This window comes from Lentzea sp. NPDC051213 (assembly GCF_044455585.1).
Taxonomy (GTDB): domain Bacteria; phylum Actinomycetota; class Actinomycetes; order Mycobacteriales; family Pseudonocardiaceae; genus Lentzea.
In genome coordinates, this window is record NZ_JBITEX010000001.1 from 1,013,371 (window position 1) to 1,029,192 (window position 15,822).

The following is a 15,822-nucleotide window of genomic DNA, read 5'->3' on the forward strand; positions in this document are numbered from 1 at the left end:
GACATGCGCCGCCGCCTGCTGATCGCTCTGGGCGCGAGCGTCATCCTGGTCGCCGCCGGTCTGGTTGTTCCGGCGTCGGCGCACACCGGCGTGCTCGGTGAGCACGTCATCCGGCACCTGCGGCACCTGGAGGCGGCCGCCGGTCCCGGTGGCCGCGAGCCGGGTTCGCCCGGTTTCGCGAAGAGCCAGGACTACGTTCGCGCGCGCCTGACCGCCGCCGGGTACACCGTGCGCGAGCAGCAGTTCACCTTCACCTACACCGAGACGCTGGCGGCCGACTGGACCGGGCCGGACGGTGTCCGGGTGGACGCCATGGTGATCAACTACACCGTGTCCACGCCACCGGGCGGGATCAGGGCGAAGATCGTGGCGTTGCCGCCGGCACCGGCGGTGGGCTGCGCGCCGGCGGACTATCCGTCCACTGTGGCCGGAAAGATCGTGGTGGTCGTCCGCGGCGGCTGCTCGTTCACGCAGAAGCAGGCCACGGCGGGTGCGGCGGGTGCGGTCGCGGTCCTCATCTACAACAACGAGCCCGGTCTGCTCTACGGCACGCTGCTCGGACCGGGCCAGGGCGTGGTGCCCACCGGCGCGCTGACGGCCGAGCAGGGCGCCAAGCTGGCCGAGTTGTCGGCGGGCGGTGACTACGAGATCACCCTCAACCTGCGTCAGCTCGTCGAACAGCGCCAGACCAGCAACCTGTTCGTCGACACGCCGGGTCCCGCGGACCGCGTGCTGGTCGTGGGCGCGCACCTGGACTCTTGGCCGGGCGCACCGGGCATCAACGACAACGGCAGCGGTGCCGCGGCGGTGCTCGAGCTCGCGCTCATCGCCAAGCGGATGAACCTGCCGACCCGGTTGCGGTTCGCGTGGTGGAGCGCGGAGGAGTGGGGCCAGATCGGGTCCGAGAGCTACCTGAAGTCGCTGCCGCAGCCGGAGCTCGCGGCGATCCGCGGCTACGTCGACCTGTCGAAGCTGGGCTCGCCCAACTACATCCGCGGTGTGCTCGACGGCGCGCCGGACATCGCCCGCGCGCTGGAGCTCGGGTTCGACGTGCAGCGCAAGAACCACAAGCGGGTGGACCTCGCGGGCAAGGCGCACGCGGACTGGGTGCCGTTCCACGACCGCGGCATCGCCGTCGGCGGGTTGTTTTCCGGTTCGGAGCTGCTCAAGACGCCGGAGGAGGCTGCGATGTTCGGCGGGACGGCGGGGCAGCCGTACGACCCGTGCCAGCACAAGCGGTGCGACACGGTGGACAGCCTCGACCACCCGTTGATCGGGCAGAACACCACGGCGGCGCTCGTCGCGATGATCGAGCTGGCGAGGAGGCCGTGATGCGGATCCCGTTGCTGGTGGTCGCGTTGGTCGCCTGGTCCGTGCCGGCGGCCTTCGCGGCACCGCCCGCAGTGGACGCCCCGGTGGCGGAGGCCAAGCTGCGCAACCCGATGGCGGAGCAACGGGCGGCGTTGCGCAAGCAGGCGCTGGAGCAGGTGGTGCGCGGGCCGGCCGCCGCGAACACCTCCCGGCGCACCATCCCGAAGACCGTGCAGGTGGGCATGTCGACCCAGCGGTCCGACGAGCTCACGCAGACCACCTACGCCGAGACCACCATGCAGGACGTGGACCAGGTGTTCGTGCTGCTCGTCGACTTCGGCGACCGGCGGCACCAGGACTACCCGGACCGCGACACCAGCCCGCTGTTCGCCGGACCGCAGAAGTTCGCGGGCCCGGCGGCCGGCGACATCCCGAAACCGAATCGGCTCGTGGACAACACCACGATCTGGCAGAACAACTACGACCGCGCCTACTACGAGCGCCTCTACTTCGACCGGACGCAGGGCCAGGACTCGCTGGCGAACTACCTCACGACGCAGAGCGGGGGCCGTTACTCCATCGAGGGCTACGTCTCACCGTGGACGAAGGTGCCGCACAACCAGGCGCGGTACGGCCGCAGCAACGGCTACCCGTGCGGCGGCAACATCTGCACGAACATGTGGGCGTTGATCGACGACGGCATGAAGGCCTGGTACGACGCCGAAGTCGCCGCGGGCAAGACCCCCGCGCAGATCAAGGAGTTCCTCGCCCGTTTCGACCGCTGGGACCGCTACGACATCGACGGTGACGGGAACTTCGACGAGCCCGACGGGTACGTCGACCACCTGCAGCTCGTGCACGCGGGAGCGGACCAGACCACCCTCGACGCCCGGTACGGCGAGGACGCGATCTGGTCGCACCGCTGGTACTCCCACGTCGACCAGCTCGGCCTGATCGGCCCGCCCGGCGCACCGCTCGGCGGCGCACCCGTGGGGGACACCGGTATCTGGACGGCGGACTACACCGTGCAGTCCGAGAACGGCGGGCTGGGCACGTTCGCCCACGAGTACCTGCACGACCTGGGCCTGCCGGACCTGTACGACACGTCCGGCGTGGGCGAGGGCCCGGTCGGCTACTGGTCGGTCATGGCCGCGGGCAACTACCTCGGGCCTGGCCGGGAGGACATCGGTACCAGGCCGGGCAACCTGTCGGCGTGGGACCGGCTGCAGCTGGGCTGGATCGACTTCGACGTCGTCTACGAGCAGGAACAAGCTACGCACGAACTGGGCCCGCTCGCCAACGCGGGCGACCGCTCCGAAGCCGTCGTGGCGATCCTGCCGGAGAAGAAGCGGACACACCGGCTCGGCGTGCCACCGCAGGGCGAGCGCGCGTGGTGGTCCGGCCTGCACTACGGAGCCGACCGCGGCACGATGCTGACCATCCTGGACCTGCCGTTCGAAGGTCCGCTGACACTGGAGTTCTCCGCCTGGTACCAGTCGGAGAAGGGCTACGACCAGGCGTTCGTGGAGATCAACGACGGGACCGGCTGGAAGGTGCTCACCGGCTCGATCGGCGACCCCAAGACCGGTGCGATCGACGGCGACTCGAAGGGGTGGAAGCAGGCGAAGTACGACCTCGGTCCGTACGCGGGATCGCTGTCGTTCCTCAGGTTCCGCTACGTCAGCGACGCGACGATCGTGTCGAAGGGGTTCATGGCGGACTCGATCCGGGTGACCGCGGCGGGCAAGGAGGTGTTCTTCGACGGCGCCGAGGCCGAGCAGAACCCGTGGGTGGTCAGCGGGTTCAGCCGCACCGCGGGTCTGGAAGACACCTACCACCCCGGCTATTACGTCGCCGAGTACCGCGCGTACACCGGCTGGGACGCCGGACTGCGCACCGGCCCGTACAACCACGGGTTCCAGCGCACCCGGCCGAAGTGGGTGGAGCACTTCCCGTACCAGGACGGCCTGCTCGTCTGGTACTGGGACACCTCCAACACCGACAACAACGTCGGCATGCACCCGTGCGAAGGGCTGGCGCTGCCGGTCGACGCGCACCCGCAGGTGCTCCGGTTCGGCACCACCGGGCCGTGGCGCAGCAAGGTGCAGGTGTACGACGCGACGTTCGGGCTGCAGCCGACCGACCCGATCACGTTGCACCACCTCAGCGTCGAGCAGCGGATCCCGTCCGCGGCGGCGGCTCCGGTGTTCGACGACCGCGCTCAGCACTGTGATCCCGGGTATCGCGACAGCGGGGTGACGCTGCCGGCGACGGGGACGACGTTGCGGGTGGTGGAGCAGACCCCGGAGAAGTTGGTGATACGGGCCAACTAGTTGCTCGGACCGCGCGTGGCCCTGATGGCGTCTGCAAGTACCGCCAACTCAACATCATCAAGCACTTCTCCACTACCAACAGGGCCACCGCGGCTCACCGCGCGCGACGTCACCGCCGCGGTTGGACAGGACCGTCCTGCACCTCGACCCCGGCCTGGTGCAGGACGGTCCGGATCCCGTCGGCCGTCCGGTAGTCGTGCGCGGCACGAGCCCTGGCCCGCACCGCCTGGATGCCGTCGACCAGGCGGGCGAGCCGGACGGGCTGCTCCACCATCCCCTGGCGCGCGTGGTCGCCGAGCCGCACGATCATCCGGCGCAGCACGTCGCTCGCGTGCTCGACGTCGTCGTCGAGGTTGGTGTCTGCGGCCCACTCGCGCAGCGTGCGCTCCAGGTCGAGGGCGATGTCGACCGCGACACCCACCTCCCGCGCCGAGAGAGCGTCGTCGAACCGAACGGCGGCGGTGGACGCGAGTGACGCCACGGTCTCCGGGCTCGCCGCGGTGACGTCGAACGGCGGCAGGCTGGACGGAGTGCCACCGCACGCGACGAGATCCGCCACGCTGATCGACGTGCCGACGCCGAACACCTGCCGGCCGAGCGACCCGAGCACGGTGACCACGCCTTTGCCGAGCACGGTCGCGGTGCCGTTGGCCAGCACGAGCGCGGTGTGCTCGTCGACGCCGATCGTGACGGCGTCGCGGGGGAGTTCGGCGAGCAACGCGGACAGTCTGCGCGCACCCAGGTAGCAGAAGCGGGTGTCGTGCGTGCCGCCCTCGGCGTTGTCGAAGTGCGGCACCACTGACGTCGGCACGCCGGTCAGTTCGCTCAGCAGGTCGAGCCCGCCGGCCCAGTGCGGTTCGGCGCCGCACTTGTAGACCTCGTACACCGGCACGGTGTACCGGCCGATGGTCGCGGCCGCGGCGGACGCGAACGACACGGTGCCACCGGCGCGCAGCACGTCGCGCAACGCGCCGGTGAGATCGCTGCCCGCCCAGCGGCGCAACGCGTACGTGGGGCTGCCCGGTCCGGCGAACACGGCGCCGGCCGAGCGGACCGCGGCCAGCGCGCGGTCGGGCGGGTCGGTCCACGGCACCGGCCTGACCGTGCGGCCGGCGTTGCGGGCAAAGTACCGCACGGACTTCTCGGTCACCTCGTCGGCGTTCTCCTGGAACGCGTACGGGGTGTCGAGCAGCACGGTGCCGTGGCGGGGGAGGGTCCGGCGGTGGATCTCCACCATCGTCGGGGACGTCTCGCCGGAGCCGATGATGACGAGCACGTCACCATCCCACCGTCGGGTACCAGAACAGGCCGGCGCGGCCGAGGACGCGCAGATCCCAGTACAGCAGGGTGAACGTGCCCGCGACGATCAGCGAGACCGCGGTGACCCGTGCCGCGCGGCCCGGTTTCGCGAGCAGCCACGACCGCACCCGGCCGCCGAAGCCCTTGGCCAGCAGCAGGAACAACACCGCCATGACGAGGATGTTGGCCAGCGACTGCAGGGTGAACGCGAGCGCTCCATAAAGGACGTTGTGGCTCTCGGCGATGTCGCGGAACATCATGCGGAACAGAGCGAACGGCCGGCCGATCAGGAATCCGCCGATCAGCGCGCCCATCACCACGAACGGCGCGGCCGGGAACCTGCGGCTGACCCGTGCGAGCGGATCGCGCACCAGGCCCAGTGCGGCGAGCCCGAGGTAGATGAACGCGACGCCGATGACCCCGTAGACGATCATCGACTGGATGTTGCGCGGGCTCAGCCCGCCGGTCGACGCGGCGGTCGCGAACTGCGGCATCCTGGTGCCCACCAGTGCGGCCACGACTCCGTAGGTGGCCGACACCGCCACGATTCCGGCCGCCATCCAGCCGACCGGGCGCAGCGTCGCGCGCCAGCCACGAGGTTCCTCCTGCAACAGCGGTCCGACGGTGCCGAACGCGGCGATGTTGCACGCGGTGAACGTGCCGGCCAGCCCCGAGACGAGCGCGAACACGACACCCGCGAAGGTGCCCGCGATCGGGGTCTCCCTGGCGTCGTGGCCGAGCAGCGTGCCGGCCACGTTGTCACCGATGACGCGGTCCACGAAGGACGCGGACCACAGCACGGTGAGTGCGAACCCGGCGAGCACGCTGACCAGCACGGTGGTGCCGCGGCGGGCGATCGGCGGTGCTTCGGCGGAGGTGACGGTCATGATCAGCTCCTTTGGAGAGCGGTGATGAGCACGGGGATCGCCTCCGCCTGGAAGTCGATGTCCGCGTGGAGCTCGTTGATGCGGCCTTCGAGCACCAGCAGGGCGAGCAGCGGGAACACGAACTCGGGCGCGGCGAAGAGGCCGTGCCGGCGTTGCAGGTCGAACAGGGTGGCGGCGAAGCGGACGAGGCTGAACTCGCTCGCCGGGCGGCCGGTCGTGTCGTCGACCAGCGCGGTGACGCCGGAGCGGAACGCGGCGAGGTCGGCCTCCGGTGCCACCTCGGCGGCGCTGGCGTGCACGATGTCCGCGCACCGCGGCCCGTCGCCGCGGGCCATGGCGAGGAAGAACTCGGCGAACAACGCGCGGACCTTCGGTTCGAGCCGCACGACGAAGCCCGCGTCCAGCAGCACGATCGTGCCGTCGGGACGCAGGTAGAGGTTGCCGGGGTGCATGTCGCAGTGCACCAGTCCGTCGATGAACAGCATGCGGTACACCAGGTGCAGGACCCGCCGTGCTGCCTCGGGTGCCGGGTCCGCGTCGTCCAGGCCGTCGACGTGCTCCATGACGAGCACCCGGTCGGTGCACAGCTCGGGCAGCGGCCGGGGGATGCGCAGGTGGTCGAGATCGGCCAGCGTCGCCCGCAACGCCTGGATCGTCCGCAGCTCCTGGCCGAAGTCGGTCTGCCGGGACACGGCCGCGCCGATCTGCTCGACCATGAGCCTGGCCGGCAGCCGCCGCATCGGCGGCAACAACTGCATCACGCGCGCGCCGGCGGCCATCACCGCGAAATCTGTGCGGATCTTGCGCTCCACGCCCGGCCTGCGCACCTTCAGCGCGACGGTACCGCCGTCCGGCGCCAGTCCTTTGTAGACGCACGCGATGCTGCCGCTCGCCACCGGTTCGGCGTCGACCGGCAGACCGGCCTCAGCGAGCACCCGGCGCGCCTGCCTGGCGGGCATCGGCGGCACCCGGTCGTGCAGCTGCGCGAGGCTGTGGCACCAGGCCGGTGGCAGCAGGTCGCGCCGGGTGGCGAGGATCTGCGCTCCCTTGACGAAGCTCGGACCGAGCCGCACCAACAGGCCGCGGACCAGCTTCTGCGAGGCGCTCTGCAGGCCCCGTCGCCCTTGCGGTGCCGCCACCAGCAACACCGGCACCGCGATCACCAGGTGTATCAGCACGACGAACCCCAGCACCACCGCGCGCAACGCCACGTGGTGCGATCGCACTCCGGACATCGTTCCCCCTCAGTCGGCGTACACCGCGAGCGCATCGGCCAGCTCGGCCGGGATCCGGGTCGGTTGCGGCCTGCCGACCGTCGGGTTCATGCAGGCGACCACCTGGCCGCCGGTGGCGACGTGGTCGTGGCCGCGCCGGTACACGAAGTCCATCTCGATCCGGTTGCCCGAGCTGCCGCGCAACGACATCTCGACGTCCACGACGTCGAACGCGAAGCACTCCGCGTGGAAGTCCATGTGGCACGACACGGTGACCAGGGCGAGCTCGCCGGTGCGCACGGCCAGGAGCACGCCGGGCGCCCGTTCGGCCAGGAACAGCTCGCGGCAATGTCCTTGCCAGTGCAGGTAATGCGCGAAGTAGACGTTGCCGACGACGTTCGTCTCGTCGAACGTGACGACGTGCCGGTAGGTGTAGTGCCGGGTCATGGCCGTGTTCCCGCCACGCTGACCGCAACCCCGTCCACGCGGGCGCTGAGCACGTACGTCTCGCCGTCGCCGAACACGACCAGTCCGTCGGGCGTGACATCGGTGAGTTCGGGTTCGGTGATCCCGGCCTTGCGCACCGCCTCGCCGATGGTCCACACCCGGTACATCGCGTGGAGGTCCGGTTCACCGGTGCGTGCCGCGATGTCGAGTGCCAGCCGGTGTTCTCGCGAGCCCAGCGGCACGGCCCCGTCGCCGATCGCCTGCCAGTCGACCCCGACCGGCCGCGACGACAGCGCGAGCAGCACGTGGTCGCGGGTGTAGCTGGCGCTGAGCTCGACACCGTCGGCGACGAGCGCGTTGCTCGCGTTGTGCCGGACTTCGCGGCCCAGCCACCGCGTCGCCAGCTCCTTCGCCGCTCCCGCCGCGCGGGTGCCCGGCCGTGCCACCAGCTCTATGTCGTCGGCCAGGCCCAGTTCGATGAGCCTGCGGGTGAGCAGCGGGCCCACCAGTGTCATCGGCAGCCGCCGGGCCGGGGCGGCCGTGGCGCGCAGCCGCAAGCCTTCCCAGCGCGCCACCGCCTGGCCGGCGGGATCGTGCACGTCGACGTCGAACAGGTACTCGTCCACGGTGTGTTCCCGTTCGCGTGCCGTGACGAGCACCGGTCCCTCGGGGCGCCGCCAGCAGGTGAACCGCTCGACCGCGACGGGCAGTGCGCGTCGATGCGGCACGCACGGCAGCAACGCGTGAATGCACGCGTCGTGCACGCCCGGATCACCGAGGACGAGTTCGGAGGAGTGGAACTCGCCGAACCAGTCGTCCTCGCCGGCGTTCACCCAGGCGCGCACCCGGAACGCCGACAGCTCGTCGTACCCGAGCACACGCCGGAACCGTCCACTGTGGAACAACACGGAGTCGTAGAAGGGGTTTGGTGTACGCACTGCTGGTGGCGTCGCGGGCATCGCGGGCTGCGCGGCGGGGGCAGGCGTGACCCGCATGCGGGACCGATCCGAACCGAACCCGTCGAGATCGTCGGTCACCCGCACGTCGATCGCGTTGCCGTCGGTCAACGCGGCCACGCGGATGGTCCGGCGGGACTCGACGGTGACCGGTGCCCGCAGGACCACTTCGGACAGCGACCACGCATCGCGATCCCCGGTGAGCGAGGAGGCGGTCTGCGCCGCGGCCTCCAGGCACATCACCGCGGGCAGCACCGGCACGCCGTCGATGACGTGGTCGGCGAGATACGGGTCGGACCCCGCCGCCAGCGTCGCCTCCACCACGAGCTCGACGCCCGGCGTCGACGACCGGACGGACTCGCCGAACCGCGTCAACCGCGACTCCTGCCCGGAGATCTGGACCGTGGGGGACGCGGGCATCCGGCCGGTGAGCAGCACCGTCACCGGAGCCGACGAGGACTCCAGCACGGCCATCAACGCGGCGACACCTTCGTCCGGCGTGATCGGCCGCACCCCGCGGGCCGTCAGGCTCGCCACCACCTCCATGCGTTCGGCCATGCCCAGACCGGACCACGCTGACCACTCCAGCACGTGGGTGCGGCAGGCCGGGTGCTTGGCCGCCCAGTCCTCCAGTTCGGCGCGCATCCAGTCGTTGGCGACGCCGTACTCCGCCTGTCCGGCGAGCCCGAACGCGCCGATCACGGAACCGAACCCGAGCACGAGCGTGGGATCGGAGGTGGCACGCAGCAACGTCCGCATGCCGTCGACCTTCGGCCGCAACGCTTTGCGTAGGGACTCGGCGGTCACGCGCTCCAGCGGCAGCGGCTCGTTCACCGCCGCGCCGTGCACGAGCCCGCGGACCGGCCCGAGGGCGGAGGCCTGGGCCACGGCCGCGGCGACGGCGTCGGGATCAGTGACGTCGCAGGTGATGTAGTGGCCGTCGAACGTGACCTCGGATCGGCCGAGCACGACCGGGATGCACCCGGTGCGGCGGGCGATCTCCTCGGCGCACAGGGCCGTGATGCCCGCGACGCCGCCGGTGACGAGCAGGACATCGCCCTCGGCCAAGGGGATCGGCCGATCGGCGTCGAGCGGGAGCGCTCCGAGCGCGGCCCGTTCGCCGTGCCGGTCGAGTTCGAGGTAACCGCCGGCGGTGGCTAGCGCAGTGTCGAAGTCGTCGGCGGCCTCCGGCAGTTCCGCGACCGTGGTCGCGCAGCCCAGCTCCACGGCGGCGGCACGGGCAGCGGCAGCGGCGGCGGGATGCCGGTGGTGCAACAGAAGAAGTCGTTCCGGCCGCCGGGTGCCGATCTCCCGGAGCAGGCCGGCGACGTCTTCCGGGGTGGCGGACAGCGGCAGATAGCCGATCATGCCGGGCGTGCCCGTGTCGGTGGCGAGGGTGTGCACCCAGCTGCCCGGAGGTGCGTGGACGTGCCACCGCGTCGGCGTGGGTTGCTTGCGGCTGTGAGGTTCGGACACGTGCGTGAACGCCCGCACCCACGGCCGCACTCCGTCCACATCGGACTTACCGGTGCTCCGCGGGAGCTCGTCGAGCATCCTCGCGAGCTCGCCGACGGTCGCCTCCGCCAGCGCGGGCAACGGATCCGGCGGGGTGCGGTTCAGCTCGGCCGCGACGGCGGTGAACACCTGAGCCACCTGCAGCGAGTTGAGGTGAAGGTCGGCGAGCAACGACGTGTGCGCGGTGATCCCGTGCACCGTCAGTTCTAGGCGTCTGCTGAGGTGTTCCCGCAGCGCGGGCAGGGATTCGCGGACCGAGGTGACCACCGGTTCGGTGGGTGCGCCGGCGGTTTCTGCGGGCCGTTCGCACGGTCCGGTCAGCAGGGTGATCGGTGCGTTGATCGGCAACGTCCGGTGCGCTCGCCCGGTGAACCACGGCGCCACGTCCGCGGCACCGGCGGCCACGAGCGCGGCCGTCGCCACGGCGTGCCTGCGCGGGCTGCCACCGCAGTCCAGGCTGACGCACGGCACCTGGCCGCGGGCCAGTGTGCTGAGGATGTCGCCAGGTCCCACCTCGACCAGCAGATCGCAGCGCTCCCGCAGCTCTGTGACCGCCTCCAGGAATCGGACGGGGCTCGTGAGCTGGTCTTCGAGCAGTGTGGCGAGGTCTGCGTCGGGGTTGAGCTGGGCACCGGTGACGGTGGAGATCACCGGCCGGGTGGGCGGCTGGGTGGGGAATTCCTTGAGCAGGTCGCGGAACGGCTCGCGCACTGGGAGCATTGCGGCGCTGTGGAAGCCGTGTGACACGGGCAGTGGGGTTGCGGTGATCCCGGCTGCCCGGCAGCGTTGTACGACCGTGCGGATTTCGTCGGCTGGGCCGGATACGGCGGTCTGGTCGGGGGCGTTGAGACCGGCGATCTCCACGGTCGTGCCTGCTACCAGGTCTGTCGCTCTTTGTGCGGAGCAGGCTAGGCCTGCCATTCCGGTGCCGCTTGTGCCCAGGTCGGCCATGAGGCGGCCGCGAGCCCCTGCCAGGCGTAGTGCGGTGGTGGGCGGTAGTGCTTCCGCCCACGCCAGTGCGCTGATCTCGCCGAGGCTGTGGCCGGTGGCTGCGGTCGGGCGGCAGCCGAGGGCGGCCAGCCAGGCGAGTCCGGCCAGGGACTGCCGGACCACCAGGGGCTGGGCCAGCTCGGTTCCTGCCGCGGCGGCCTCGGCCGTGTTGTGGGCGGCCGACGGTTGTGCCGACTCGGTACCTGCCGCCGCATCGCGCACCACCAGCGGTCGTGCCGACCTGGTTCCCGCAGCCCCCTCAGCCACGTCGCGCCCGGCAGGCGCCTCCGGCACCGCGACCCGATCCGACCACCAACTCAACCCGGCCCGCACCGGCGCAGCCTGCCCGGGAAACATCAGCCCGACCCGGCCCGCCCGCCCGCGCCCAAGCGCGAACCCGGCCGCGTGATCCACCACGACCCCGGGCCCGTCCAACGACGAGCCGCGCAAACACTCCACCGCAGCCAGAGCCGCCGTCTCCAGCTCCTCCGGACGCCCAGCGACCAGCACCACCCGAACCGCCGCAGCCGGATCGAATTCCAGGTGAGCAGTAGCGGCGACGTCCAGCAGCTCGGCCCGGCTCCACCGGGAAGCCTGCCCGGCCACGAAGCCCAGAGTCGCGGCCAAGGAATCCGGACTCCCGGCCGACAACGCGAGCAACTCGTGGCCGGGGGAGTTGAGCGGCGGCGGCGGTCCAGCCGAGGGCCGAACAGCATCCGCGGCCAGCACGATGTGTGCGTTGATCCCGCCAAAGCCCATCGACGACACTCCGGCCAGCGGCCGGTCGGACGGCCAGCGGCGAGCATCCGCCAGAAGGTGCACCGGGGAACCGGCGAGCAACTCGTGCGGTTCGTCGCATCCTGTCGTCGGCGGCAGGATCTGGTGGTGCGCGGCCAATGCGGCCTTGATGAAGCCCGCCGCACCCGCGGCTGCCTTGGTGTGGCCGATGTTCGCCTTGACGCTGCCCAGCGCGACCGGGCCGGAGCCGCCGAACACCTGGCGCAGCACCTCCAGCTCCACCCGGTCGCCGACCGCGGTGCCGGTGCCGTGCCCCTCGACCAGCGCGACCTCACCGGTGGACCGGCCGGACATCGCGTACGCCCTGTGCAGGGCCAGCACCTGGCCCGGCACGCCTGGGCGGGTGAGTCCGCCCGCGCCGTCGCTCGACATTCCCCAGCCGAGCACGGTGGCGTAGCTGCGCAGGCCCTGGCGCGCGGCGTCGGAAGCGCGCATCAGCGCGACGATTCCGCAGCCCTCGCCCGGCAGGAATCCGGTGGGACTTGCGTCGTACACACGCATGCGGTCGACCGCTAGGGCGCCGAGGCGGGCGAAGCCCACGAGTTCGAACGGGTCGAGGCTGACGTCGACGCCGCCTGCGAGCACGAAGTCGAGTTCGCCGTCGCGCAGGGCCCGGCAGGCGGTCATGATCGCGATGAGGCTCGACGCGCAGGCGCCGTCGACGGTGTATCCGGTGCCGTGGAAGTCGAAGTGGTTGCAGACACGGCCCGCGATGGTGTTCGCGAGCGCGCCGGACAGCGTTTCGTCGTCCGGCTCGGGGAACGGCGCGCGAACCCGTTGGCCGAAGGACTCCAGCACCCGCTCGGCCACCTCGGGGTCGACGCCGGCCTCCTGCAGTGCGGCCGAGGCGGCGCCGCGCAGGAACGGCAGGCGCAGCCGGACGGTCGACGCCCTGGTCAGCTCGCCGGTGAGCGAGTTGCCGATGACCACACCGCTGCGATCGCGGTCGAGGCCTTCGCCGCCGGGGAAACCGGCGTCCGCCAGCGCTTTGGCGGCGGTGTCGAGCGCGAGCCAGTGCGTCGTGTCGGCGGCGCGGTGGAGGCGGCCGGGGATGTGGAACGCGTCCCGGTCGAACGTCCACCCGTTGAGCAGGCCCGCGTGGGTGACGTACGTCGAGTCCGGGCCATCACCGAGGTACTCCGCCGGGAGCCGGTCCGGTGGCAGCCTGCGGAACGCCTGCCGCTTCCCGAGCACGGTGTGCCACAGCTCGGCGGGGTTCGCGGCGTCCGGGTAGCGGCAGCCGATCCCCACTACGGCAACGGGTTCGTTCATGTGCGGCGCACCGCCAGCACGACACCGCGCAGCACGCAGGTGATCGCCAGCGCGAAGAACAGCCCGAACGACACGCCGCTCACGACCAGCACTCCGTAGATGAGCCCCGCGGTCACGCCGAACACCATCTGCCTGCGTTTGTCGACCGGCGTCGTGCCCGGATCAGTGATCATGTAGTTGGTGAACAGGAAGAACGCGAGGCCCGTCATCGGCAGCAGTGCGCCGATCAACGCGTGGCCGAGCAGCAGCCAGCGCAGCACGGCCTGCGCGGCGAACCCGGCGACCCAGCCCGCGATCAGCGGGATCTTCCCGGTCAGCTTGGCGTTCAGCATCGTGCCCGCCATGAGCAGACCCAGCGGGATGATCCAGTCCAGCGCGCCGGAGACGTTGTTCGTGAAGTGGTACGGCGGCGCGATTCCCACCCACGGGAACAACAGCAGCACCACGACGATGCCCGCGTTCGACGGGTTGAGCACGTGCTTCAGCTTGCCGCGGACCCGCAGCCGCACGACGTACTTGGTGGCGTTCGAGACCACCACCGCGAAGATGTAGGGCCAGAGGGACGCGTTGCCCCACAACAACATCGCGCACGCCAGCGCGGTGATGTGCGGCGGCAGCAGGAACGTGACGAGCCCGGTCGCGTACTCCGGTTTCCGGTCGAACGCCCAGGCGTCGAGGAACTCGAAGAGCAACGCGGTCGCGTAGCTCACCAGCACCGTCGTGATCGGCACGATCGGCGCCTGCTCGAAGCCGAGGAACAGGTGGCCGACCAGGTTGAAGACCGTGATGGAGATGGCGAACCGGCGCAGCGCCCGCACCCGGTTGTCCGGCTTCGGCCGGACCACCGCGGTGGTCTTCTCCGGCTGCGGTGGCGCATCGGGTTCTTGGATCGTGTCGAGCTTCTGGGGCGTCTCGGTGCTCATCGCGCCACCACCGTTCCGTCGGGCCGCAGCAGCAGGGATTGCCTGCCTGCCTTGATGTCCACCTCGGCGTGGTGCAGGCCGGTGCGGTCGCGCCACGTCACCTCCGCGCGCTCGGACTGGTCGCCCAGCGCGACGTGCACTTCGGCCGCCGACACGCCGACGTGTCCGTTGGCCGGGTACAGCTGTGCCTTGGCCGAACCGGTGCGGATCTGCGCGCCGATCGCGGGCCGGGTGCCGTTCGCCGCGGGCACCTCGAGCCGCACCGACGCCGCCGCTCGGGTGTCAGGACTCTTGTTGCGCAGCAACACGGAGTCTTCCCACTGGTTCGAGACCAGCGCGTCGAGCCTGCCGTCACCGTCGACGTCGCCCAGTGCGATGCCGCGCGAGTTCCACGTCTCGCCGATGCCGATCCGGCCCGCGAGGTCGCTGTAGCGCTTGTCCGGGCCGCGCACCCAGAACGGGTTGTTCTCGTGGCCGGACAGGTCGTCGCCCGGCCGGAAGTTCGGCCACGCCTGGGGGAACCGCAACAGGTCGTCGTTGCCGAGCGCGAGCTCCTGCAGCTGCGGCCACTTGTTGCGCTCACCTTTGAGGAAGCCCGTTGCCTGCAGCAGTTCGTCCACGCCGTCGTTGTCGAAGTCGCCTGCCTTGACGTCCCACGACCAGCCGCTGCGCGCCAGCCCGAGCGCCTCGCTGCGATCGGTGAACGGCACCTTCCCGCGCAGCAGATCTGCCCCGGTGCCGGTCGGCGTGAAGGCGAAGTTGCTCTCGTGCAACGCGAACGGCGTGGTGATGTTGCTGACCACCATCGTCGGCAGGTCGGTGTTGTCGGGATAGGTGAACGCGACGCCCATGCCCTTGAAGGAGTCCCGGCCGAGCACCTCGGACTTCGGCGTCACGAGGTCGCGGTCGCCCACGACCTCCTCGAGCCGCACGTTGCCCGGCGTGGACCTGTTGACGAGAAGGTGGTCTGGGCCGAAGTCGTTGGCGAGGTAGATCTCCGGCAGCCCGTCGCCGGTCATGTCCTGCATGCCGATCGCGAGCGTCCACGACCGGGCGACCTCGTCGGTCATCGCCGTCGACGCGTCCTTCAGCTTCGGCATCGTGTCAGGGGAGCCGGTCGGGCTGGTGAGCAGCAGGCGGTTCACCCCGCTGTTGTTCGCGAGTGCCATGGAGTGCTGCATGAACATCCGGCTGTCGGTCGTCGCGTTCGGGTCGAGCACCCTGGCGCCGTCCGGGAAGTAGTTGGCCACCATCAGGTCGAGGTGCCCGTCACCGTCCACGTCGGCCGCGTTGAGACCGGTCGAGTTCCACACCGCGACCGGCTCGACGAGTTCGGTGGCGCGGAACCGGGGTTTGCCGGTTTCCCCCGTGTTGAAGAAGATGACGGGGGAGCGGCCCCAGTAGTAGACGGCGAAGTCGACGTCGCCGTCCTCGTCGACGTCCGCGGGCGTGCAGCCCATCGGAGCCATCGTCGAGTCGTACGGCAGACCGTCCGGCACGAGCTTGATCGGCTCGTAGCCGGGGCCTCCCACTCCCGGCACCGGCAGCAGTCGCACCGAGTCGTCTCTGGGATCGACCAGGCAGGCGTCCGCGGATCGGCCGAGCCCGCGCAGGTCGGTGAGTGCGACGGCGGCTCCGACCGCGGAGATCCAGCCGTTGATGGCGTTCAGGCCCGGCGCGACCGTGCGGACGTACTTGGCGTCGGCCGGAGCGCTGTTCAACTTGGTGACCTCGAAAGCGAACCTCGCGGCCGTGCCGGTCGCTTCCTGCTCGCTGAGGCTGGGCCGTGCGACGAAGAACCCGGTGGTGACGCTGAGCCCGACCGCGACTCCTGCAGCCAGCAGCCGGCGTGCGAGGTGTGGCATTGCTCCCCCAAA

General features: G+C 70.9%; 9 protein-coding genes. 2 read left to right on the forward strand and 7 right to left on the reverse strand.

Annotated elements, in window-relative coordinates; genetic code table 11:
• Positions 1 to 3: 3 nt before the first annotated feature.
• Together ACIA8G_RS04485 and ACIA8G_RS04490 are read left to right on the forward strand one after the other, a co-directional pair.
• Complete coding sequence (locus ACIA8G_RS04485; RefSeq protein WP_396416839.1) at positions 4 to 1,332, forward strand: M28 family peptidase; 1,329 nt, start codon at positions 4 to 6, stop codon at positions 1,330 to 1,332.
• Complete coding sequence (locus ACIA8G_RS04490) at positions 1,332 to 3,644, forward strand: immune inhibitor A domain-containing protein (RefSeq protein ID WP_396416840.1); 2,313 nt, start codon at positions 1,332 to 1,334, stop codon at positions 3,642 to 3,644. The genes ACIA8G_RS04485 and ACIA8G_RS04490 overlap by 1 nt, the downstream gene beginning before the upstream one ends.
• 109 nt (positions 3,645 to 3,753) lie before the next feature.
• On the opposite strand, the gene ACIA8G_RS04495 is transcribed toward ACIA8G_RS04490, so the two are convergent.
• The 7 genes from ACIA8G_RS04495 to ACIA8G_RS04525 are packed head-to-tail and all read right to left on the reverse strand — an operon-like array spanning position 3,754 to position 15,810.
• A complete protein-coding gene (locus tag ACIA8G_RS04495) occupies positions 3,754 to 4,920 on the reverse strand; it encodes a Type 1 glutamine amidotransferase-like domain-containing protein (RefSeq protein WP_396416841.1) in 1,167 nt (388 codons plus the stop codon).
• Between the two features lies 1 nt (position 4,921).
• The gene (locus ACIA8G_RS04500; RefSeq protein WP_396416842.1) at positions 4,922 to 5,830 is read right to left on the reverse strand and encodes a hypothetical protein; all 909 of its coding nucleotides are present in this window, start codon (positions 5,828 to 5,830) and stop codon (positions 4,922 to 4,924) included.
• 2 nt (positions 5,831 to 5,832) lie between these two features.
• A complete protein-coding gene (locus tag ACIA8G_RS04505) occupies positions 5,833 to 7,065 on the reverse strand; it encodes an ABC1 kinase family protein (protein WP_396416843.1) in 1,233 nt (410 codons plus the stop codon).
• A 9-nt stretch (positions 7,066 to 7,074) separates the two neighbouring features.
• Complete coding sequence (locus ACIA8G_RS04510) at positions 7,075 to 7,491, reverse strand: acyl-CoA thioesterase (RefSeq protein WP_396416844.1); 417 nt, start codon at positions 7,489 to 7,491, stop codon at positions 7,075 to 7,077.
• Positions 7,488 to 13,022: an SDR family NAD(P)-dependent oxidoreductase gene (locus ACIA8G_RS04515; RefSeq protein ID WP_396416845.1), complete on the reverse strand. Its 5,535-nt coding sequence runs from the start codon at positions 13,020 to 13,022 to the stop codon at positions 7,488 to 7,490. Before ACIA8G_RS04515 ends, ACIA8G_RS04510 begins: the two co-directional genes overlap by 4 nt.
• On the reverse strand, positions 13,019 to 13,945 hold the full coding sequence (locus ACIA8G_RS04520) for an enediyne biosynthesis protein UnbU (RefSeq protein WP_396416846.1): 927 nt from the start codon (positions 13,943 to 13,945) through the stop codon (positions 13,019 to 13,021). Before ACIA8G_RS04520 ends, ACIA8G_RS04515 begins: the two co-directional genes overlap by 4 nt.
• Positions 13,942 to 15,810 (reverse strand): FG-GAP repeat domain-containing protein, encoded by a 1,869-nt coding sequence (locus tag ACIA8G_RS04525; protein WP_396416847.1) that lies wholly within the window; start codon positions 15,808 to 15,810, stop codon positions 13,942 to 13,944. Before ACIA8G_RS04525 ends, ACIA8G_RS04520 begins: the two co-directional genes overlap by 4 nt.
• Between the last annotated feature and the right edge of the window lie 12 nt (positions 15,811 to 15,822).